The sequence below is a fragment of the Virgibacillus natechei genome (assembly GCF_026013645.1).
GTDB classification, from domain to species: Bacteria; Bacillota; Bacilli; order Bacillales; family Amphibacillaceae; genus Virgibacillus_L; species Virgibacillus_L natechei.
In genome coordinates this window covers 3264474-3286311 of record NZ_CP110224.1, presented here as the reverse complement: position 1 = coordinate 3286311, position 21838 = coordinate 3264474, and the positions used below count along the sequence as shown (strand labels likewise).

The 21838-nt window shown below is 38.5% G+C and carries 21 protein-coding genes and 1 pseudogene; 17 read left to right on the top strand and 5 right to left on the bottom strand.

Annotation, left to right across the window (positions count from 1 at the left end):
* Positions 1-4 precede the first annotated feature (4 nt).
* The 5 genes and pseudogenes from OLD84_RS16570 (at position 5) to OLD84_RS16550 (ending at position 4745) form a co-directional block, all read left to right on the top strand.
* A pseudogene (locus OLD84_RS16570) lies at positions 5-723 on the top strand (ThuA domain-containing protein).
* Positions 724-737: 14 nt separating this feature from the next.
* The gene (locus tag OLD84_RS16565) at positions 738-1751 is read left to right on the top strand and encodes a Gfo/Idh/MocA family protein (protein ID WP_209462537.1); all 1014 of its coding nucleotides are present in this window, start codon (positions 738-740) and stop codon (positions 1749-1751) included.
* Between the two features lies 1 nt (position 1752).
* Entirely contained in the window at positions 1753-2805 is a 1053-nt protein-coding gene (locus tag OLD84_RS16560) for a Gfo/Idh/MocA family protein (RefSeq protein ID WP_209462536.1), read from the top strand.
* Entirely contained in the window at positions 2802-3770 is a 969-nt protein-coding gene (locus OLD84_RS16555; protein ID WP_209462535.1) for a sugar phosphate isomerase/epimerase family protein, read from the top strand. The genes OLD84_RS16560 and OLD84_RS16555 overlap by 4 nt, the downstream gene beginning before the upstream one ends.
* 423 nt (positions 3771-4193) lie before the next feature.
* Positions 4194-4745, top strand: coding sequence for a GNAT family N-acetyltransferase (locus tag OLD84_RS16550; protein ID WP_209462534.1), 552 nt, complete (start codon positions 4194-4196; stop codon positions 4743-4745).
* Between the two features lie 102 nt (positions 4746-4847).
* Here the strand turns inward: OLD84_RS16550 and OLD84_RS16545 are convergent, their stop codons facing one another.
* Both OLD84_RS16545 and OLD84_RS16540 read right to left on the bottom strand, forming a co-directional pair.
* A complete protein-coding gene (locus tag OLD84_RS16545; protein ID WP_209462533.1) occupies positions 4848-5255 on the bottom strand; it encodes a type II toxin-antitoxin system VapC family toxin in 408 nt (135 codons plus the stop codon).
* A complete protein-coding gene (locus tag OLD84_RS16540) occupies positions 5245-5508 on the bottom strand; it encodes a ribbon-helix-helix domain-containing protein (RefSeq protein ID WP_209462532.1) in 264 nt (87 codons plus the stop codon). Before OLD84_RS16540 ends, OLD84_RS16545 begins: the two co-directional genes overlap by 11 nt.
* A gap of 367 nt (positions 5509-5875) precedes the next feature.
* Here OLD84_RS16540 and OLD84_RS16535 point away from each other — a divergent pair, with 367 nt between their 5' ends.
* Positions 5876-5992: a putative holin-like toxin gene (locus tag OLD84_RS16535; RefSeq protein WP_245301506.1), complete on the top strand. Its 117-nt coding sequence runs from the start codon at positions 5876-5878 to the stop codon at positions 5990-5992.
* 423 nt (positions 5993-6415) lie between these two features.
* On the opposite strand, the gene OLD84_RS16530 is transcribed toward OLD84_RS16535, so the two are convergent.
* Positions 6416-7777, bottom strand: coding sequence for a collagen-like protein (locus OLD84_RS16530; RefSeq protein ID WP_209462531.1), 1362 nt, complete (start codon positions 7775-7777; stop codon positions 6416-6418).
* A gap of 239 nt (positions 7778-8016) precedes the next feature.
* Between OLD84_RS16530 and OLD84_RS16525 the strand changes: the two genes are divergently transcribed.
* Both OLD84_RS16525 and OLD84_RS16520 read left to right on the top strand, forming a co-directional pair.
* Positions 8017-8400 (top strand): alpha-helical endospore appendage domain-containing protein, encoded by a 384-nt coding sequence (locus OLD84_RS16525; protein WP_209462530.1) that lies wholly within the window; start codon positions 8017-8019, stop codon positions 8398-8400.
* A 68-nt stretch (positions 8401-8468) separates the two neighbouring features.
* Positions 8469-8948 carry a hypothetical protein gene (locus OLD84_RS16520; RefSeq protein WP_209462529.1) on the top strand — a complete coding sequence of 160 codons (480 nt, stop codon included), beginning with the start codon at positions 8469-8471 and terminating at the stop codon, positions 8946-8948.
* Positions 8949-8963: 15 nt separating this feature from the next.
* On the opposite strand, the gene OLD84_RS16515 is transcribed toward OLD84_RS16520, so the two are convergent.
* Positions 8964-10049: a glycosyltransferase family 2 protein gene (locus OLD84_RS16515; protein ID WP_209462528.1), complete on the bottom strand. Its 1086-nt coding sequence runs from the start codon at positions 10047-10049 to the stop codon at positions 8964-8966.
* A 446-nt stretch (positions 10050-10495) separates the two neighbouring features.
* Between OLD84_RS16515 and OLD84_RS19355 the strand changes: the two genes are divergently transcribed.
* The 4 genes from OLD84_RS19355 to OLD84_RS16500 all read left to right on the top strand — a co-directional run bounded on the left by OLD84_RS19355 (position 10496) and on the right by OLD84_RS16500 (position 14223).
* Complete coding sequence (locus OLD84_RS19355) at positions 10496-10648, top strand: hypothetical protein (RefSeq protein WP_319961450.1); 153 nt, start codon at positions 10496-10498, stop codon at positions 10646-10648.
* 9 nt (positions 10649-10657) lie between these two features.
* Positions 10658-10789: a hypothetical protein gene (locus OLD84_RS19350; protein WP_319962310.1), complete on the top strand. Its 132-nt coding sequence runs from the start codon at positions 10658-10660 to the stop codon at positions 10787-10789.
* 611 nt (positions 10790-11400) lie between these two features.
* Positions 11401-12093 (top strand): GntR family transcriptional regulator, encoded by a 693-nt coding sequence (locus OLD84_RS16505; protein ID WP_264917233.1) that lies wholly within the window; start codon positions 11401-11403, stop codon positions 12091-12093.
* Positions 12094-12123: 30 nt separating this feature from the next.
* Positions 12124-14223: an alpha-glucuronidase family glycosyl hydrolase gene (locus OLD84_RS16500; protein WP_209462527.1), complete on the top strand. Its 2100-nt coding sequence runs from the start codon at positions 12124-12126 to the stop codon at positions 14221-14223.
* Positions 14224-14264: 41 nt separating this feature from the next.
* On the opposite strand, the gene OLD84_RS16495 is transcribed toward OLD84_RS16500, so the two are convergent.
* A complete protein-coding gene (locus OLD84_RS16495; protein ID WP_209462526.1) occupies positions 14265-14879 on the bottom strand; it encodes a YesL family protein in 615 nt (204 codons plus the stop codon).
* A gap of 650 nt (positions 14880-15529) precedes the next feature.
* Between OLD84_RS16495 and OLD84_RS16490 the strand changes: the two genes are divergently transcribed.
* From OLD84_RS16490 to OLD84_RS16470, 5 genes are all read left to right on the top strand, one after another.
* The gene (locus tag OLD84_RS16490) at positions 15530-17170 is read left to right on the top strand and encodes an extracellular solute-binding protein (RefSeq protein WP_209462525.1); all 1641 of its coding nucleotides are present in this window, start codon (positions 15530-15532) and stop codon (positions 17168-17170) included.
* Between the two features lie 208 nt (positions 17171-17378).
* Positions 17379-18239 (top strand): ABC transporter permease, encoded by an 861-nt coding sequence (locus tag OLD84_RS16485; RefSeq protein ID WP_245301510.1) that lies wholly within the window; start codon positions 17379-17381, stop codon positions 18237-18239.
* Positions 18240-18251: 12 nt separating this feature from the next.
* Positions 18252-19130, top strand: a complete 879-nt coding sequence (locus OLD84_RS16480) for a carbohydrate ABC transporter permease (RefSeq protein WP_209462523.1) — start codon at positions 18252-18254, stop codon at positions 19128-19130.
* Positions 19131-19172: 42 nt separating this feature from the next.
* Positions 19173-20681 (top strand): GH39 family glycosyl hydrolase, encoded by a 1509-nt coding sequence (locus OLD84_RS16475; protein WP_209462522.1) that lies wholly within the window; start codon positions 19173-19175, stop codon positions 20679-20681.
* Between the two features lie 48 nt (positions 20682-20729).
* Positions 20730-21791 (top strand): endo-1,4-beta-xylanase, encoded by a 1062-nt coding sequence (locus tag OLD84_RS16470; protein ID WP_209462521.1) that lies wholly within the window; start codon positions 20730-20732, stop codon positions 21789-21791.
* The last annotated feature ends 47 nt before the right edge of the window (positions 21792-21838 follow it).

Below are 21838 nucleotides of genomic sequence, written 5' to 3'. Positions count from 1 at the left end.
TATCATGAAAATAACCGTCTGGAATGAAAACCGCCATGAAAAAACCAATTCAGTTGTAGCAGAGAATTACCCAGAAGGCATCCATGGTGCAATTGCGGCATTTTTAAAGGAAGAAGGGCATGACCTCACGACTGCAACGCTGGATGAGCTGGATCATGGTTTAACGGATAAAGTTTTAGAAGAAACCGATGTCCTTGTATGGTGGGGGCATAAAGCACATGATGAAGTAAAGGATGAGATTGCGGAAAAAGTAAAAGCACGCGTATGGAATGGAATGGGACTAGTCGTTCTGCATTCCGGGCATTTTTCCAAACCATTCACCAAGCTAATGGGCACGGGGTGTGACCTGAAATGGCGTGAAGCAGATGAAAAAGAGCGGCTTTGGGTGGTTGATCCGACACATCCGATCACCGAGGGCTTGAGCGAATATATCGAGCTTGAAAAAGAGGAAATGTATGGGGAGCACTTTGATATCCCTACGCCCGATGAGTTGATTTTTATCAGCTGGTTTGAAGGCGGCGAGGTGTTTCGGAGCGGGCCACGTTTAAACGAGGCCAGGGGAAGATTTTTTATTTCCGTCCCGGGCATGAGACGTATCCAACCTATCACAATCAAGAAATTCAACAAGTAATCAAAAACGGTGTGAAGTGGGCGGCTAATACGAATACGCCGTCACCGACACGTGGAAACGCTGAGCCGATAGAAAAAATAGCAAAGAAGTAAAGGAGCAGATGAATATGTCAACATTACGTATCGCCGTTATCGGGTGTGGAAGTATCGCGAAGAACAGGCATTTACCTGAATATCAAAACAATAGCAACGTGGAAATTGTTGCCGTATGTGATCGTGTAGAGGAAAGAGCAAGTGAGGCTGCCGCGTTATATGAGGCAACAGCCTACACCAAATATGAACAATTACTTGCAGAGGAAACGATAGATGCGGTAAGTGTTTGCCTACCAAATTACCTGCATGCACCGGTATCAATTGCGGCACTAAATGCTGGTTGTCATGTGCTTTGCGAAAAACCGATGGCAACCTCACGCGAAGAAGCAGATCAAATGATTGAAGCAGCAAGGAAAAACGATAAGAAATTAATGATCGGACATAACCAGCGATTTGTCCCTTCTCATCAAAAGGCTAAGCAACTCATTGAACAAGGGGAATTAGGAAAAATCTACAGCTTTCGTACAACATTTGGCCATGGCGGCCCGGAAGGCTGGAGCGCGGATGGAGCAAGAAGTTGGTTTTTTAAAAAAGACCAGGCATTCATTGGTGCGATGGGGGATTTGGGTGTTCACAAAGCAGACTTGCTCCGGTATCTATTAAATGAAGAATTCACGGACGTAGCAGGGTTTATTGAAACTTCCGCAAAAGAAAATGCCGATGTCGATGACAATGCGGTTCTTATTTTGAAATCGGAAAATGGTATTGTTGGAACGCTGGCAGCAAGCTGGGCGTATACAGCAAAAGAAGACAATTCAACGATTATTTACGGGGAAAATGCAACATTGCGGTTAGAGGATCACCCCGATTATTCACTCGTTGCGCAGTATACAAATGGTGAAGTTGTCCATTATGAGTTGGGCGGTATTCAGTCCAATGACGAAGGTGGCCAAACGAACACCAATGTGATTGACCATTTTGTGGAATCGATTCTTCAAGATCAAGATCCCCTAATTAACGGGGAAGAAGGTAAGAAATCATTGGAAGTTATTTTAGCAGCAATCGAGTCAACGAAAAAAGAGGTATAATATGAATAAGTTGAAAATGGGCATCATCGGAGCGGGTGGGATTGCACAGCAACGGCATATTCCCGCCTATCTGAACATAAAGGAAAAAGTAGAAATTACGGCGGTACATGATAGGAATCATGACCGTGCGATTGAAGTTGCGGAGCGTTTCGAGATACCACATGTTTTTAAAAATTATAATGCATTATTTACCGAAGTTGATGCTGTGACGATTTGTACACCAAATAAGTTTCATGCGGAAATTGCCATTGCGGCAATGGAGGCGGGCGTGCATGTGTTGTGTGAAAAACCGATGGCAATTACGACAGAAGAATGTGAAGCAATGATCGAAGCATCCCAGAAATCGAATAAACTGCTATCGATTGCCTATCATTATCGATTTACAGAGGCTGGTCAAGTAGCAAAGCAGGCGGTCAAAGCTGATGAAATCGGTGCACCGCTTGTCACAAGAGCACAAGCCATGCGCCGGCGAAAAGTGCCGGGATGGGGTGTTTTTACCAATAAAGACTTGCAGGGTGGAGGAAGCTTGATCGATTATGGCTGCCATCTACTTGATTTATCTATGTGGCTCTTAGGCGATCCGGAACCTGTTGAAGTGATGGGAACTACTTATAACACCTTGAGCAGGTCACCCAATCAGGTTAACGACTGGGGTGCTTTTGACCATGAGACCTTTGAAGTTGATGATCATGTTTCGGCATACATCAAATTTGAAAATGACATTTCCCTTCAGTTCGAGTGCTCCTGGGCGGCGAACATTAAAGAGGACGCACAGCACCTTAGTATTTCAGGTGCAGCGGGCGGTTTGAACGTCTATCCTTATGAACTTTACCAGTCAAGGCATGGGAAGATGATGACCACAACGGCAGAGCTCGATTATAGTGAAGAAAACGCGGGACTTAGACAGGCGCAGAATTTTGTGGAAAGTTGCCTTGGTGAAACGGCATTACTTGTTAAACCGGAACAGGCACGAAATGTAACAAAAATTATCGAAGCCATTTACGCAAGCAGTGAAAAAGGAACAAGTGTGAAATTAAGGAGTGATTCAATATGAAATTAGGCGTATTTACCGTTTTATTTGCAGAAAAAACGTTTGAAGAAATGCTCGACTATGTAAAGAATGCAGGTCTTGAAGCAGTGGAAATTGGCACTGGAGGAAATCCTGGAAACGCGCACTGTAATTTGGATGAACTTTTGGAAAGCGAAGACAAGCGAAAAGAATATATGGAAAAAATAGAATCACGTGGACTGACGATAAGCGCATTCAGCTGTCATGACAACCCAATTTCTCCAGACAAGGCGCATGCGAAAGAAGCACATGATACGTTTGTGAAAACTGTTCGTTTGGCAGCATTAATGAATGTGTCTGTCGTTAATACATTTTCTGGCGTGCCTGGATCAAATGACGATTCGAAATATCCGAACTGGCCAGTAACGCCATGGCCTACGGAGTACTCCGATATTTTGAAGTGGCAATGGGAGGAAAAATTGATTCCTTATTGGAAGGAAGCAGGGCAATTTGCCAAGGATCATGGTGTGAAAATTGGGATTGAACCACATGCAGGCTTTCTGGTACATACTCCCTACACGATGCTGAAATTGCGTGAGGCCACAAATGATGCAGTCGGCGCCAATCTGGATCCGAGCCATCTCTGGTGGCAAGGCATCGATCCGGTTGCGGCGATCAAAATTCTCGGCAAGGAAAATGCAATCCACCATTTCCATGCGAAGGATACATATATCGACCAGGATAATGTGAATATGTACGGCTTAACGGATATGCAACCTTATGCTGCGGTGCAAAGCCGCGCCTGGACGTTCCGCTCCGTGGGTTATGGCCACAGCAGCCAAGAGTGGTCGAATATTATTAGTGCACTCAGAACGTACGGTTATGATTATGTTGTCAGTATTGAGCATGAAGATCCGATTATGTCTGTCGATGAAGGATTTAATCAAGCTGTAAGGAATTTGAAGCGGGTGAATATTGCAGAAAGTGCTGGGGATATGTGGTGGGTTTGAATCTTATAAGACTGGATACTTGTTTGGTGTCCGGTCTTTTTAGCAGTTAAGAAAGTATAACTACTTTCTTACTGCATAAGTGCAACTACGGCCTTTGCCATAAAGGCTTGGCAAAAGCCAAGTTTCTAATGTTTTTTGTAGATAGATATTTTATGAACGACATACGAGGCTTTCTAGTATAAAATAAACTTATTATATTGTTAATTCCTTTGATCGTTCAAGTAATGATGTTGCTAGTCATTTAAAAGAAAAAGCTTTAAAATATAAAGAAACTACTGCAAAAGCAGTCGCTGACAAAGCTTATTAATAATAGGAAATAAATGACCTGAATTAGGTGTTTATCACACAATATGGTAATGAATAATGAATAATGAATGAAAATGATTTAAACATAGCAATGTTTATGATAAGGAGATGGTTTTAGTGAAGAGAATTCCGCTGAAAATGGTGAGGAAAGATTTGTTGGATATTCCTGAATATTCCCTCCCAACTGGATTTCAAATGAGGTTATTTGGTGAAGGTGACGAACATACCTGGGCTAGAATTGAAACAAGTGTAGGTGAATTTAAAGATGAGAAGACAGCGTTAGAACGCTTTAATAAAGAATTCGAACCATATAGGAATGAAATGTATCAGCGTTGTCTATTCATTGAGAATACAGATGGAGAAGCGATCGCAACAACAACAGCGTGGTATGGCGACTTAAATGGTGATGGCGAAATATCGGGCAGAATACATTGGGTAGGCGTTGTCCCAGAAAATCAAGGAAAAAAACTTTCAAAACCATTACTTAGTGCGTCTATGGGAATTTTGGCCAACTATCATTCAAAGGCTTATCTCACATCCCAGACGACGAGTTATCAGGCTATCAATATGTACTTGAACTACGGATTTGAACCTTATCTCACAGATCCAAGCCACCATGAAGCTTGGGAGTTAATGGAAAAGACCTTAAATAGAAAAATTATTACGTAGAACTGGCTGGACAGGCGGGTTGTTTCGGCTCCATCCGATTTTACATGAACCGTTGATGACAATGCAGGCTGCCAAACTCGTAATTTTAACTGGTGCATCCTATTACTGAACAACTTCCACACCCATTATTGTAAAATGATAATCAAATGAAAAGATTTTATGGATTTGACGTTCTTTCATTATCGCTACACTTAGCGCATCACAATAAGAAATCTTATGATCGTTATATTGCTCAAGAAGTTGAAGGGTATCTGCTCTTATGGATGGTGTCACGTCAACAATGATAAATGTATTGTCGCGCAGAACCATTTTTAGAAAATAAGCAGCCTTTTGGAATCCGAGTCGATATCTTAAGATGTTATAGGTCTCGTTTATTACTGCGTCGGAGATCATCAGTTGGTTGTCTTTTAATTTTAAGGAAATCTCACGTGAAGCGGCGTGTTTTTGATCTCCAGCATGATTAAGTGCAATCAGCGCACTCGTGTCCACAAAACATCTATTATTCTTCATTTTCATGGATCTCCCTTAAATAACGATCATGGTTCACCGACAAATCATTGGCTGAATCAACCGTATGTTGCTCTGCTTCTTTTGCCATCTCAAGAAGTGGGTTTAGTTGTTGCGAATTTTTTGCAGCATATTCTTGAACAGCTTCCCTTACAACCTCAGCTTCCGACATTCCTTTGCTTTGAGCCAGGTCTTTTAAAAGCTTATCATCTTCCTTCGACATATGAAATTGTTTTCTTTTCATTGGATCTGCCATATCGAACGCCTCCTACACATATATTATATAAAAGGTGTGTAGGTGAGTCAAGTTGGAAATATTTCGAGTGTTTACACGAAGCGAATTAGATTGTTCTTTATCCGAAATTTCGAACCTATATGGGTGAATTTTTCGATAGCTACTATGGTTTAGAATTTGAAAAGCGAAACATATGAGGGATTTATTGTATTTAGGTAAATTGAAAAAGGGGGGAAGAAGGTTTTAATCAACATATCGAACATTTATTCTTGTTATTGCTACTATTCTATGAAATTATATGGTAAAATAACAATAGCAAGGCCATAGGTGTTGTGAGCGGTTGGCCATATCCTCATCATTAAGTCCCCATGAGAGGAGATGGCAGGGAATGACGACATATGAAACGCTAAGTCTATTAGCTCAGTTTGGATTACTCCAAATTGTTAATTTGACTTTGAATGTGACAATTGTCGTTTACCTGATAAAAAAAAGTAACCGCTCCTGACCAAAGGCTAGCAGTTACTTAAATTTAGGTAAACACGGCCAACTGCTCTTTATGCAGTTTGTAGTTGCCAGTACCGGGTAGTTAATGCTACTCGGTACTTTATTATTAAGTATAGTATAAAATATATTTATTATACTGTCAATTTTTTGGTTATTGCAAAATGTAAAGGAAGTAAAATGCGGTTGTCCACCTAAAAGACGTTGCACTCATCGCGGGATTTTCAGAGTGTGTCCCAAAATGAGTAGGAAGTTTCTTTTAGCTGTGATGAAATATTGGATTCACCAACTCGTTCGAATAGTATTTTTTGCTACATTATGATGTTTCAAACTCTTCAATGAATCTAAAAATGCAAGCATACGTAAAAACAGGTATCCAGTCTTCCTTTCTGAACACCTGTTTTTTCTTTCAAAAACACAACTCATTTTAAGTTATTCGGTGGATTGACCAAACGGTTGCGCTGTCTGTTGTTCCACCAAGGTTTAAATTAATGTTCAGACCATCTGATTCATAGAACAGTCCGATGACATCACCTTCGTTCAATTCTACATCACCAGTCAATGTGACCGACGAATTTCCAAGAATCGCTCTTAATGAAAGCACTAATACGTTAACATTTAGTAGCGGAAATAGACCGGTTATAAGATCAGTTGTAGTTGGGGATGTCCTCCTGATCACAAAAGAAGGATCTATTCCGGTACCAAGTGAAACGGAAATGGCAGCTGTTGTCGTATAGCTTACAATCGCCTTTATAGCATACCTTCCTGATTCAGGAACCGTAAAATCACCTGTTGTTGGATTAAAGCTTTCGCTGCTAAAGTTAGGGCTACTTACCGTCCAATCTCCAAGCTGGTTAGTAGTTGCAAGCGTGGTAGGGGTCCTTCTTGCAGAAAAACCTGTTGTTGCTACATTCGGTCCCGTGGCGCCGGTTGGCCCGGTTGGCCCAATTTCGCCCGTATCTCCGGTCGGCCCGGTCGGTCCCATTTCGCCCGTATCTCCAGTCGGCCCGGTCGGTCCCACTTCACCCGTGTCGCCAGCCGGCCCAGTTGGTCCCACTTCGCCCGTATCTCCGGTCGGCCCAGTTGGTCCTATTTCACCCGTATCTCCGGTCGGCCCTATTGGTCCCATTTCGCCCGTATCTCCAGTCGGCCCGGTCGGTCCCACTTCACCCGTGTCGCCGGTCGGCCCTATTGGTCCCGTTTCCCCGATTGGCCCAGTTGGCCCTGTAGCACCCGTTGGTCCTGCTTCGGCAGTTGTTTCAAGCGATACAACTGCCGATTGATCGCTTACATTAATATCAAGCGTATCTGAAACAAAGATAAGGTCTTCACCCACACCAACAGTCGCAGTTCCTCCTCCACCCAATACATTAAACAGAGGATCCCCTGGTACAAGTTCTCCGGTAGGTCCAGTCGGTCCAGTAGCACCGGCAGGCCCAGTTGGTCCGGTAGCTCCCGCAGGGCCAGTTGGACCCGTCACGCCGGTAGAACCATCTGGAATGATTTTTGTTACTTGATTTAATTTATTATCTAAAAGCAGTTCTTTTTTAATGACCGTTGAAAGCATATCTTGAACGTTATCGTTTACTTGTAAAATTTCATCGAGTGTTGCAGCTTCATCTAATCCAGGTATTGTTCCCAATACATATTGTAATTTTTCACCTTCTGCATTTACTATATGAGCTAAACTGAGTTCTTCCATTGCAATGGACGCTAATAATAAATTGATAACATCCTCGCGGTTTAGCGTAATATCAGGATTTATATCTGGAATATTTGATTGTGACATACAAACACCTCTTTTCATTTCTTAATTAAACAACTCATTTCAGCTTATTCATCAGCACGCATGAATGTATACACAATAATTCCTTTTTACAGTAAAAACCTTTTATTTATTAAAATGTGGAGCGATGCAATTATTTTTGTAACTGTATGCATAGGCGAACATAATATAAATACAATTATAGACATTCAGAAAAGGTATGAATGGATTAAAAACTTAGGAATTGTGTGGTGAATTCAATTATGTCAATGCCAAAGATTCCAGACATGAACCCTGAAATTTCATTAGATCGCTGCAAAACAATTGAATTATTATTGTCATCGATTGCATTAGAAGAGATAAGCCTTTCGCATATACTAAATGCGGAAGGAGAAAAGTTACAATCATTTCTTAAAAAAGATAATGAAAGCCTGGATGATTTTATTGAAATAAATGACAGTCTTAATAAAACGCTTCGGACCGTTGTCAAATCACAAATATTACTTCATTTTAAATTGGAGGATGCTGTTACGTTAGACAAAAAAGCATGCTGTGAAAAGAAATGCGATCCATGTAAAGAAACAGAGACAGATCATTCGGATTGTTGCAAGAAACAAACACGTCAATCAAAGGAATGCAATTGTTAAAAATTAGATCAACTTACAAGCGGTGATCTTTCCAATAAAAATTCTTAATTTCTAAGGAGATGATAAATATGTCTCCGTCCCAGCGATCTTCATATTCATTGTTTAAACAAAGTGAAAAAGAATATATGAAATTTTTCAACACCCTGTTTCAAATGCTCCTATCATACGTGCAAACGATGGCATTTTGCCCAAGTCTTCCAGCTGATAAAAAGTATGCCGAACAGCAGCTGATTGTATCATTAAATCTCATAGAGAAAATGGTTATGCATCTTTACTGGCGGGATCTATGGTTGGAAAATCAGAAGGATGCTGATTCAAACAATAGTATGGATGGAGAAATAAATGAAATGGAGAACTTGATTTCGGAATTAACATTTTATATTAAAAGGCATAACTTTGTCCGTTATTCGGATAAGCAACAATGTACGCAGCTTCTGGATCAGCTTTCAAGATACCTCTCCAACAATCATGTTCGGATTATTATTAAAAATCCAGTACCGGCTAAGCCCTGGATAAATTCAATTTTATTACAAGGTTTTTATGAATAATAAAACACAGGGATTTTACTCATTCCCTGTGTTTGTAAAAAATTGTTCATTATACTGAATACGCTTATCATGCTGCCGATATTCTTTTGCTTTCAGATGATGCTTATACGCAAGTTCCTTGTTTCCTATCTGCCAGTAGCACACACAGCTTTGCAAATGTGGATACCATGTGGAATATTGCTCCAATTGAAAGCCTAACGAATCACTGACATCCACCTCTATCGCCAGCCGATACCACAGAATGGCTTTATCATACATATTTATAATTTTATACATATCACCAAGCCTGCAGGAAACTTCCGGCCTTGGGGTATCATATACAAACGATCTTGTCAGTGATTCCACTTCTCTCTGATGGTTTCCTAAACACATGTAACAATCAGCCAAATAAATACAAGCTCTTATATTATCCTCTATCCACCCTTTTTTTGAATCTAGGAATTGATTATATCGTTTAATCGCTTTTTCAAATTCTGCGTGATCTTTTAGTTCATTTGCATAATAGAACATATCCCTCGGTGAGAAAACTTCCCCATTCTGCAACTGATTTTCATAAATCTTTAAGTTGCGGTGTTTCTTATCAGTACGCTTTTTCTTATTTGGGACTCGGTGATAAACCGCAATATCCGAATGAAGAATAGTACCGCTAATCGCCAAATATTCGTGTACAGTCCCGTGCCATTTAAAATTATTGCTTCGTTTACTCAGCCGGTGTCTTCTATATTTAAATGCAGGATTGCCAAATTCATCAACGCTCAGTACCGTAAAGATGGTTACAGCATCTACGGAATCATCCAAGTTCTCTTTTAATTGCAATAGTTTTTTTCGCTCTTCTTTCGGCAAATAATCATCTGCATCCATAAAAAATATATAATCTTTTGTTGCATAACTGTATGCCGTATTCCTTGCAGCGGAAAAATCATCAACCCATTCAAAATCATACACACGGTCTGTATATTTTTTTGCTATTTCCTTGGTGTTATCCGTTGATCCCGTATCAACAATAATAATCTCATCACAGGCTTCTTTTATGCTATCTAACGTTTCTTCCAATATATCTGCTTCATCTTTCACAATCATGCATGCACTAATCTGCTGCATTGTCACCCTCCTAACATTTCATATAAAATAATATATGTGCCCCGTTCTAAGAAAGTTTCTATACTCACTCACTGTAGTTAGCTGTAGCCCAGTATGGAACGCGATTCTGATTGGAATGTACTGACAGTGAATGCTTCAATAAAATTTATTAAAAATAGGTCAACCAGAAATGACTGGCTGACCTTATAATACGAACGGGGGCGATTGGAGATGAAGCAATCAAAGGAACGAACAATAACAACGCTTTCATTTACGGTTGCAGGTAAGTAAGTTGTTCTGTCATTAAAGCTACCTCAAGTATTTTAATTTCAATAATTATTGGATTTGATTTGATTTTATGTGGGCCCAATTTTCCACCCACACCATAAGTATGACATAAAACCCTCCAATCCGCTATAATAGAAAATAAATTATCCGAGCCACATACGTGAGAAAGGAGTTTTCCAATGAAAGTAACGGTACTTGGCGGAGGAAATGAAATTGGTGCCTCTTGCCTACATATACAATTCGATAATGCAAGTGTGATTATAGATGCAGGCATGCGCATGCAAGGGGAAAATGTTTTGCCAATGCTTGGGATGATGGAAGATCTAGGGTAGCCAGATGCTATCCTTGTTACCCACGCACATGCGGATCACATCGGAGCACTGCCGGTTGTTCATGGGCTGTATCGGAATGTACCTGTCTTTGCAACGCCGCCGACTAATGATTTAATACAAATCATGATGGGGGGAGGATGACAACATTCTACCATCAAGTCTTGTAGCACAATTCAGCATTACCCTAGTAGCTACCTTAACTTTAATTGTAACCATTGTCGTTTATCCGGTTAAAGAAGTAATCGCCCCACCTAGGTCGCGATTACTTCTTAGACAATGCCTATTGAATTTCCAGTCAACTGCTCTTATGCAGTTTGTTGTTGCCGGTGCCAGGTAGTTAAAGCTGATTGGTACCTAGTATTAAGTATAGTATAAAATATGTTTGTTATACTGACAACTTATGAAGTCCTTTGGCTCGCTTTCATCCGCTTTATAATCAAAATCAAGAAGGTATCCTACTGAATGTATCTTGCATTCTTACAACCCCTCCCGCAAAAACCCACCATGAAAATATAATCATCACCAACACGACAAATGGGTTAAACCCTGCTAAAGTGGATTTTGAATCGATGACATTTTCATCCATGCTTGTGTATATATATCTGTCTAAATCTTATTTTCATTTCAAAAAAGAATACGCCTACAAAAATAAAAATAAATAAGTTGAAATAAAATTAAATTATACTTATAATGATATTACACTAACATACTAGTCAAATTAGAATCCCGTAATTTAGTAAAATAGAAATGAGGTGTATCAAATATCTAAAACACAATCACAACCACGTATAACAGGTTCCACAAGAGATTTTGTATACAACACACTTAAGAAAAGAATTATTGAATGGGAATTAGAACCAGGAACTAAAATATCTGAAAATGAAATTGCGATTGAATTAAACGTAAGCCGAACACCAGCAAGAGAGGCATTTTTAATGCTTGCACAAGAAGAGTTAATAGGTATATATCCCCAAAAGGGATCAATTGTTGCAGAAATAGATTTAGAACTTGTAGAAGAAGGCAGGTTTGTTAGAGAAAATGTTGAAAGAGCGATCGTGAGAGAGGCGTGTAAGGAATTTGGAGAAGACCAGCTTTTCCAATTGGAAACCAATATTACAATGCAGGAACTATGTCTGAAAAAAGGATCTCACCACCGCTTGTTTGAGCTTGATGAGGAATTTCATCGTCTGCTATTTGAGGGATGCAATAAAATTAGAACATGGAAGTTAATTAGGCAAATGAATAGTCATTTTGATAGATTACGCGTATTAAGATTGGCTTCCAATCCGGATTGGAATGTTGTCGTAACGCAGCACAAAGAGTTATTTAATTTTATTTCTAATGGAGAACAAGACCTTGCAGAAAAATTAATTATAGAACATTTAAATTTGGTAAACTTTGAAAAAGAAGAACTTAAATTACATTATTCAAGTTATTTTAAGTAGCACATAATAAGCGCATGGAGGGATGGAAGTATGCTAGAAAATGCTATAAAAAATGAACAAACGTTAAATAATGTGAAAGGTTACCGTGCATGGTTACAATATAGCAAAATTGAGGACAAAAGAATGGATGAGGAATATCGCTCATGGTTCTCTGCTATAGGTGTGGCGGGAGATACGAGCATTACCAATTCTGCAATAAAAGAATTATCAGATGGGATTGAATCAATGTTGGATGTAGCGCCAACTGTTAATGTTGATTCTTTACAAACTGCTTCCATTATACTTGGTACGTATCAGGATATTTGGATAGAAGATTATGGCATGTCACCTGAATTGTTTGGTGACCTAAATAATGAAGGATATGTACTAAAAACAACTCCGAATGATAACGGGGAGAAGAAAATTCTGTTAATAGGAAAAACGGATAAAGGTATTCTTTATGCAACCTATCATTTGCTCCGTCTCATACAGAGCAGAAAACCCATTCATTCACTGGATATAGTCGACGCTCCAAAAAATCAATTTAGAATGATGAATCAATGGGACAATATAGATGGGACGATTGAACGCGGTTACTCAGGTAAATCCATATTTTATTATGAAAACGATTTCTCTGAGGATTTAGAGCGTATTAAGGATTATGCGAGACTTTTATCTTCGACAGGTCTTAATGCTATTTCCATTAATAATGTCAACGTTTGGGATGTCGAAACCAACCTGATTTCGAAGCAATATTTACCTAAAGTAGAAAGGGTAGCAAATATATTCAGGGCTTATGGCATTACTTTATTTTTAAGTATAAACTATGCTAGTCCGATAGCATTGGGTAACTTAGATACCGCTGACCCTTTAGATGAAAAAGTCAGAGCATGGTGGAAAAAGAAGGTAGAAGAAATTTATCAGTACATCCCAGACTTTGGTGGATTTATTGTGAAGGCAGATTCAGAAAATCGACCAGGGCCGTTTTCCTATGATAGGGATCATGCTGATGGAGCAAATGTGTTGGCTGAAGCACTAAAACCGTTTAATGGTATTTTGATATGGCGTTGTTTTGTTTACAATAACTTGCAGGATTGGCGTGACAGAAGTACTGATAGAGCGCGAGCGGCTTATGATAACTTTAAACCGATAGATGGACAATTTTTAGATAATGTTATTTTACAAATCAAAAATGGACCAATGGATTTTCAGGTTAGAGAACCGGTGTCACCGTTATTAGGTGCATTGAAGAAAACAAATCAACTTCTGGAGCTTCAGGTAGCCCAAGAATATACCGGACAGCAAAAAGATGTTTGTTATTTAATTCCTCAATGGAAAGAAATCTTGGATTTTGATACCTATGCAAAAGGGGAAGGAACGAAAATAAAAAATATTGCCGGTGGAACGACTTACAACAATTCTAACAGCGGGATTGCTGCAGTATCTAATATTGGTAATGATATCAACTGGACCGGTAACACATTAGCTCAAGCAAATCTCTATGGATTTGGACGACTTACATGGAACCCAGACCTGACAACAGAAGAGATTACGAGAGATTGGATCCACTTAACATTCGGTCATGATCCGTTAGTCGTAGAAAATATCGAATATATTTTACTTAACTCGTGGAAAACATATGAAAATTATACGGTTCCACTTGGAATAGGCTGGATGGTAAATCCTGGACATCATTATGGCCCAAACATCGATGGCTATGAATATTCTGCATGGGGGACCTATCATTTCGCAGACCGCGATGGAATTGGTGTGGACCGCACAGTGGAAACAGGAACAGGATATACATCTCAATATTTCCCGCCAAACGTTGAATGGTATAACTCACTGGACTCATGTCCAGATGAACTTCTGTTATTTTTCCATCATGTTCCATATACGCATGTCCTAAAATCGGGCGAAACAGTCATTCAACATATCTATAACACGCATTTTAAAGGTGTAGAGGAAGTTGAGGATTTCATTTACAAATGGGATAAATTGGTGGGAAGCATCGATAACAGGATATTTGAAAATGTAAAAGAAAGACTTTATCTCCAATTAAAAAACGCAACAGACTGGCGTGATAAAATTAACACATACTTCTATAGGAAATCTGGTATTTCGGATAACAAAAACAGAACAATCTATTAATCTAAACAATAAAGGGGCACTGCAAAAGCAGGAGGCTCCCTTTATTGTTTCATTCTTACAAATGCTCGATTAGCAAACCACATAAGTATTAAACTTACAGAAGATGCCAAGAAAAACGGTATGAGACCGAGAAATTGTTCCATGAGTAAACCAATAAGCGTTAATGAAACAACCATCGATATCGTAATTAACGGTTTTGATATCCCAATCATAAAAGCATATTTATAGTTTTGTACCAAACTGTATTGAAAATTAACATATACTGGGAATATGTATAGCAAAGTAATTAAATAAATGATTGTTACATTGATGAAAATAAATAACATCACAAGGAATAAATACCCTTCAACGTATGTTAGATATTGAAAATCAATATACAAAATATAACCAATGATGATTAACGGCCATAATAATACATTTGATCGAACAAACTCAGTTTTATATGTATCCCAAAACGTAACGAAAATTTTGCTATCCGTATTTCCTTTCACCCATTTCCTCGTTATCGTAAACATCGAAACGGTTGCAGGAGCCACTCCTAAAATAAATAAGCCTAAAAAAGTAAATACGATCCATAATATATTAACGTATGCGATGCGAGTAATCCATTCCATAATGGTGTATAACCCGCCTAAAAAACCTTCTCTTTCTATCATGTTATCACCTCGTAGTAGTTTTATAAGTAGTTTACCATAAAAAATGTTTCAACAATTTTCAATTTATTGTTGAAATTAAAAATAATTAAGTTATAATATTACTAACATACTAGTATAATTAAAATAGTAACATACAACATTCCTTATAAGCAGTGAAAAAGTTGTAAAGGTAGATTGTTGCCACTTATACCATACTAGTGTAACCTGTAATCTTGAATGGAGGGGGGATGCATTTATCCTAAACAGATTTTATTACGCTGACAAAACCAGGAGAAAATTTGTATAAGTTGAATCTTTAAGAAATTTTATGTTTAGCAGTTAAGAAAGTATAAAAACATTCTTACTGCATAAGTGCAACTAAGGCTATCACCTAAAGGCTTGGTGACAACCAAGTTTCTAATAGAATAGGAAGGTAGATTATATCATCTTTTACCATCCAAGTATTGAACAAATATTTAAATAGGTTATTCCTCCGTATTCGAGTGATGTTAAACGAATTATTGAAAGCGATACCAATAATTCATCGATTATACAAATGGGAAGGAGCGATGAGATAAAACCAATTATTTCAACTGATTATAAGGTATAAGTTAGGAGGGGTAACCACGGGACTATAGTGAATTTTCTTAACCAAAAAGGAGGATAAAGAAATGCTCAAAAAACCATTTGTTTTACTCGGAATCACAATGATTGCAATGATTATTTTAGCAGCTTGTACAGAAGAATCAGACGCGGAGTCTGAAGAAAATGGTTTAACAAACATTACCACAGTTCGTACACTTGATGATGGTACCGTGTTTAAAGATGGCGAAGATGTTAACGACAATGTTGTAACAGAATGGGCTGAGGAAGAATTAGGTATTCATTTTGATACTGTTTGGACCAGGCCGAATGATGAACAATACAATCAACAAATGCGTTTAGGTATGTCTGCAAATGAGCCTTTACCGGATGTCTTCCAGGTGACGGATGGGCAGATGATTGCAGACTTGATTGAATCAGGCAGAGTGATGCCAATTGATGATGCAATCGAAGAACATGCTTCTCCTAGACTAAAAGAATTATTTGAACAATTCCCAGAAGCTTTCTATGAAGCTACTGATGAGGATGGTCAACGTTTCGGAATCCCAAGGTTTTCAGGAGGGAACGGATCTGATACCTTGTTATGGGTTCGTCAGGATTGGCTTGATGAATTTGATTTAGAAGCACCTGAAACTATTGAAGAATTAGAAAATGTAATGGATATATTTGTTAATGAGGATCCTGATGGAAATGGTTCAGATGATACATTAGGCATGACGCTTTCAGCTGGAGATGTCGGTTTCGGCAGGACAAATATAGGTGATACAAGTTTTATATTTGGTGCATTTGGTGATTATTCCCCTGGTCTGTGGAGCGAGGCAGAAGACGGGTCACTTGTGTATGGTTCTATCCAGCCCAATATGAAAGAAGGCTTGGCTAAGATTAAGGAATGGTTGGAGAAGGGGTATATTTCGCAGGAAATTGCTATTGAACCAGCAGATCAAGCACAAGAGAGCTTTGTTTCTGGACAATCTGGACTTATGGCTGCACCACCGTGGGCATTTGATTATCCTATCGGTGATGTGTTCCAAAACGTACCAGAGGCTGAGGTAAAACCTTATCCACTTCCAAGTGGTATGGATGGCCAAGCTGGACGAAAAGGTGAATCGCTGTCAACAGGGTCTTTCCTTTTCAGCAGCGAATTTGAGCACATGGATAAGTTCTTCGAATATTTAGATGCCATTTATGGATATACCTTCGGGGAATCGGAATATTTCGAAGATGGATTATTTGAAGGGTACGATTACATCATGGTAGATGATGAACCAGTATACGATGCAGGTTCAATTGAAGAGGAAACTGGTGAAGACAAAGTGGATCCAGGCAGGTATTTATTGCCAACAAATGTTCCAACGATTCCTTATGATATGTATGATTTGCTCGAAGAATTCCATGAGACAGATAGAGAACCTGAAAGTGCATATGAAGCAAATCTTGCAAACAATAAACCGGAATATATTGAAGCGGCAGCTATTGTAAATAGCCAGAATGATATTCGTATCGAAAATGGCTTTACTGGCGCACCTACGGAAACAATGGAATCCAGCATGGAAAATCTGGAGAGATTGGAATTGGAATTATTTGCTAATATTGTTTATGGAAATCAACCTTTAGATGCTTTTGATGACTTTGTCGAAGAATGGAAGAGTTCGGGTGGAGATCAAATGACGGAAGAGGTAAATGAGTGGTATGAATCCGTACAAGAATAATAGTTACGTCGTTCTATAATCTACAAGGTGCGAACTTTTCAAATAGGGGAGTTCGCTCCTTCCTTATCTTTTAGAATAGGAGGAAACGTTCATGGAGGCTAAGAATTTAGTTGTAGAAGACAGCCCCACGCATACAAAGAAAACCAAGCATAAAAAGCAACCTAAGAAAAAGCAAAAATGGAACTTAAAAAATACATGGCCTTTACATATGTTATTGATACCTGGTGTGATATTAAGTCTTATTTTCCAATATGGTCCCATGGGTGGAATAATAATGGCTTTTCAAGATTACAAGCCATGGCTGGGTTTTTTTGAGTCTGAATGGGTCGGGCTGGAACACTTTAGAACCATGTTTGAATTTGATTATGCGAGACAGGTAATATGGAATACGCTGGTTATATCCGTATTAAAATTGATTACCGGGTTAGTGGTTCCGATTACAGTTGCTTTATTACTCAATGAAGTATATAAAATGGCATTTAAGCGGACCATTCAAACGATTATTTACTTGCCGTACTTTCTTTCTTGGGTAATTTTAGGCGGTATATTAATCGATATATTATCGCCTGAGGGTGGTCTAGTTAATATGGTTTTGGGTGTATTCGGTATTGACCCCATATTTTTTCTCGGTAGTAATGACTGGTTTCGCTCTACTGTAGTTATTACGGATATTTGGAAGGAAACAGGATTTAACACGATTGTATTTTTGGCAGCGATTACAGCTGTTAACCCTAATTTATATGAGGCAGCTGTTATTGATGGAGCGAACAGGTGGAAGCAAACACTTTATATTACCTTGCCAGCAATGTTACCGATTATTATCGTGGTTGGAACATTATCATTAGGAAATATATTAAATGCTGGTTTTGATCAAATCTTTAACCTTTATAATCCATTGGTATATGAATCTGGTGATATTATAGATACTTATGTGTATCGTATAGGGTTAGTAAACGGTGATTTTAGCTATGGGGCAGCAGTTGGTTTATTTAAATCTGCTATTAGTTTAGTTTTGATTGTTATTGGCTATCGATTAGCTTATAGATACGCAGGATGGAGAATATTTTAGGAGGGAAATACGATGATTTACAAAACAAAAACATATAGGATATTCACTATATTTAACTATATCTTTCTAACGTTAGCTGCAATATTATGTATTTTGCCACTCCTGCATATTTTGGCTGTTTCTTTAAGTGGGAGCGCAGCAGCGTCCGCCAATATTGTAACATTATGGCCAATTGATTTTACACTTGAAGCCTATGAAAAGACGATAGGAAATAACAATTTTCTCAGAGCTTTCGGCATTGCAGTTTTACGTGTGATTTTAGGAACGGCAATATCTATGGGTGTTATGTTATGTGCTGCCTATTCATTATCGAAAAATGACAGTGAGTTTAAAGGAAGAAAACTTTATATATGGTTCTTTGTTTTTACCATGTTGTTTAATGGTGGCTTGGTTCCTACGTACATTCTTGTGACGAGTTTAGGACTTACAGATACAATATGGGCGCTTGTGCTTCCTACAGCCGTTAATACGTTTAATCTGATTTTACTATTAAACTTCTTCCGTACATCTGTACCTAAGTCATTGGAGGAATCTGCATTCATCGATGGGGCAGGGCATATTAAGATATTCTTGAAAATATACCTGCCAATATCAGTACCGGCAATTGCCACGGTATCACTGTTTACGATGGTGTTTCACTGGAATCAATGGTTTGATGGGTTGATTTATATGACGGATGAAGCAAACTATCCGTTACAGACATTTTTACAGTCCATTGTAGTTCGAAAAGATTTAACGAATGTGGTGGATGCTGAAACATTACGTAATTTATCACAGCGAACAGTGGAAGCAGCCCAGATCTTTATCACCGCATTACCAATGTTGGTAGTCTATCCATTTATACAGAAATATTTTGTTAAAGGGATTGTCCTAGGTTCGGAGAAAGAATAAATTAGATCCAATTTGGATAAATGAAAAAGGGTGACTTAAGCGATGACAAAAATAGAAGTTCAGGAAACTACCGATACAAAATTCAATAAAAATTGGAAGTTATGCATCGGTAGTGGCAGGTTAGGACTTGCTTTACAGAAGGAGTATGTAGATCACTTGAAGATAGCACAAGAAAAGATTGGGTTCGATTATATAAGAGGCCATGGTCTTCTGCATGATGATGTTGGGATCTATCGTGAAATAGAGGTAGATGGCGAAAAAAGACCATTCTATAATTTCACCTATATTGATAAAATTTTCGATAGCTATCAGGAGATTGGTATTCGCCCATTTGTAGAGATCGGTTTTATGCCAGAATTATTAGCTTCTGGAAAGGACACTCTTTTTACTTGGAAAGGCAATATTACACCTCCAAATGATTATGGCAAGTGGAGTGAACTGATAAAGGAAGTTGTTTCCCATTTTATTGAAAGATACGGGGAAGCAGAGGTAGAGAAGTGGCCTTTTGAAATTTGGAACGAGCCTAATCTAGTGAATTTTTGGAAGGATGCTAATAAAGAAGAATATTTTAAGTTATATAAAGTTACGGTAGATGCGATCAAGGAAGTGCATTCCAATATACAAGTAGGAGGCCCAGCTATCTGTGGGGGGACAGATGAATGGATCGATGATTTCCTGCATTTTTGCGAGGATGAAGATGTACCGGTTGATTTTGTTTCCAGACACGCATATACGTCCAAACAGCCTCATAAAGTAACTCCAGATTATTATTATCAGGACTTAGCAGATAATACAAAAATGCTGGAAGAATTCAGGAAAATAAGAGGGATGATTGATGCGTCTCCGTACCCGGATTTACCGCTTCATATCACAGAATACAATTCATCATATAGCCCAATAAATCCGGTACATGATACGGTGCTTAATGCAGCTTACCTTGCACGCATTCTTAGTGAAGGCGGAGATTATGTTGATTCCTTTTCCTATTGGACATTCAGTGATGTCTTTGAAGAAAGGGATGTACCAAGAGCCCAATTTCATGGAGGTTTTGGATTAATTGCATGGAATGATATCTTAAAACCAACCTTCCATTTATTTTCATTTTTTAACGCGCTAGGTGAAGAACAGCTTTACCGTGATGATAAAACGCTAGTTACAAGAAGAAAAGACGGCACAATTGCCCTTGTTGCATGGAATTTGGTAACAGAAAAGGGAGAGGGGTTCGAAAAGGAACTGGAATATACACTACATGTTTCTGGGGATGACTACTTTGTAAAGAGGCAAACAGTGGATGAAGGTAATGCAAATCCCTGGGAAGTGTGGAAGCAAATGGGGCGTCCGAGATTTCCAAGTAAAGAAAAGGTTGAAACATTAAAACAAGCTGCCCAGCCATTCATACGAACTTCGAGAACCAAAAGTGAAAACGGAAGGATTGCTATAAAAATCCAATTAACGAAAAATGAAATTACATTGATTGAATTTACTCCAATTAAGGATGAAACTGATTCTTATATCGGGTTGGATGACAGTTTGATTACGTCTTATTCGTAAAGTGATTTAAAGTTGCACATTAATACGTTTGGGGGAATGATTCTTAATATGAATAAAGGGAAAGATATCCAAGCTTTACATGATACATTAGATGGTTTTTTCTCAATTGGCGCTGCAATAACGCCTTCGCAAATTAGTGGGTCACATGCAGATCTATTGAAGAAACACTTCAATTGTATTGTTGCAGAAAATTGTATGAAACCAGAAGAAATTCAACCAGTAGAAGGACAATATAATTGGGAAGAGGCTGATAGAGTGATTGCCTTCGCAAAAGATAATCACATGAAAATTCGTTTTCATACACTTGTATGGCATAACCAAACCGCTGCTTGGTTCTTTAAGGATAAAGATGGAAATGAGATGACAGCTACACCTGAAAATAAGAAGTTGCTGCTTGATCGATTAGACAATCATATACGCGCAGTTGTTGGCCGTTATAAAGAGGATGTTGATTCATGGGACGTTGTGAATGAAGTGATCGACCCGGAAGAATCAAATGGCCATAGACGCAGTAAGTGGTATGAAATTACAGGAATTGAATTTATCGAAAAAGCTTTTCGCATTACACGTGAAGTAGCTGGTAAAGACGCTAAATTATATATCAATGATTTTAATACAAATAAGCCAGACAAACGGGAAGCTTTCTATAATGTAGTGAAAGAGTTGTTAGTGAAGGACGTACCAATTGATGGAGTTGGTCATCAAATGCATATAAATATCGATTGGCCAACTGCGAGTGTCATTAGAGACACCATCGATCTGTTTAGCGAATTAGGTTTAGATAACCAAGTTACAGAACTGGATGTGAGTGTTTACAGTAATAGTACGGATAAGTATGAAACGATTCCAGATGAAAACCTAGTGAAGCAAGGCTACAAGTATAAGGAAATATTTGAGGTTTTTAAAGAAAAACAGCAAAATATTAGTGCAGTTGTTACATGGGGAATTGCAGACGACCATACATGGCTAAAAACATTTCCAATTACAAGACGTAACTTACCGTTGATTTTTGATGAGCAATTGAAACCCAAATATGCTTACTGGGGAATTGTTGACCCCTCCCAATTACCAAAAGATGAAAATAATCGTGTAGAACCAATGGAATGGTAAACCTTTATGCATTTATCTACCATACTAATTATATCACGTTAAATGTT

Bases quoted from the DNA above. Each gene is read 5' to 3' on its own strand.
- OLD84_RS16520 (WP_209462529.1), top strand. From the start codon at position 8,469: ATGTCTCCGTCCCAGCGATCTTCATATTCATTGTTTAAACAAAGTGAA.
- OLD84_RS16530 (WP_209462531.1), bottom strand. From the start codon at position 7,777: ATGTCACAATCAAATATTCCAGATATAAATCCTGATATTACGCTAAAC.
- OLD84_RS16560 (WP_209462536.1), top strand. From the start codon at position 1,753: ATGAATAAGTTGAAAATGGGCATCATCGGAGCGGGTGGGATTGCACAG.
- OLD84_RS16480 (WP_209462523.1), top strand. From the start codon at position 18,252: ATGATTTACAAAACAAAAACATATAGGATATTCACTATATTTAACTAT.
- OLD84_RS19355 (WP_319961450.1), top strand. From the start codon at position 10,496: ATGAAAGTAACGGTACTTGGCGGAGGAAATGAAATTGGTGCCTCTTGC.
- OLD84_RS16535 (WP_245301506.1), top strand. From the start codon at position 5,876: ATGACGACATATGAAACGCTAAGTCTATTAGCTCAGTTTGGATTACTC.
- OLD84_RS16475 (WP_209462522.1), top strand. From the start codon at position 19,173: ATGACAAAAATAGAAGTTCAGGAAACTACCGATACAAAATTCAATAAA.
- OLD84_RS16540 (WP_209462532.1), bottom strand. From the start codon at position 5,508: ATGGCAGATCCAATGAAAAGAAAACAATTTCATATGTCGAAGGAAGAT.
- OLD84_RS16545 (WP_209462533.1), bottom strand. From the start codon at position 5,255: ATGAAGAATAATAGATGTTTTGTGGACACGAGTGCGCTGATTGCACTT.
- OLD84_RS16500 (WP_209462527.1), top strand. From the start codon at position 12,124: ATGCTAGAAAATGCTATAAAAAATGAACAAACGTTAAATAATGTGAAA.
- OLD84_RS16525 (WP_209462530.1), top strand. From the start codon at position 8,017: ATGTCAATGCCAAAGATTCCAGACATGAACCCTGAAATTTCATTAGAT.
- OLD84_RS16470 (WP_209462521.1), top strand. From the start codon at position 20,730: ATGAATAAAGGGAAAGATATCCAAGCTTTACATGATACATTAGATGGT.
- OLD84_RS16555 (WP_209462535.1), top strand. From the start codon at position 2,802: ATGAAATTAGGCGTATTTACCGTTTTATTTGCAGAAAAAACGTTTGAA.
- OLD84_RS16490 (WP_209462525.1), top strand. From the start codon at position 15,530: ATGCTCAAAAAACCATTTGTTTTACTCGGAATCACAATGATTGCAATG.
- OLD84_RS16485 (WP_245301510.1), top strand. From the start codon at position 17,379: ATGTTATTGATACCTGGTGTGATATTAAGTCTTATTTTCCAATATGGT.
- OLD84_RS16515 (WP_209462528.1), bottom strand. From the start codon at position 10,049: ATGCAGCAGATTAGTGCATGCATGATTGTGAAAGATGAAGCAGATATA.
- OLD84_RS16565 (WP_209462537.1), top strand. From the start codon at position 738: ATGTCAACATTACGTATCGCCGTTATCGGGTGTGGAAGTATCGCGAAG.
- OLD84_RS16495 (WP_209462526.1), bottom strand. From the start codon at position 14,879: ATGATAGAAAGAGAAGGTTTTTTAGGCGGGTTATACACCATTATGGAA.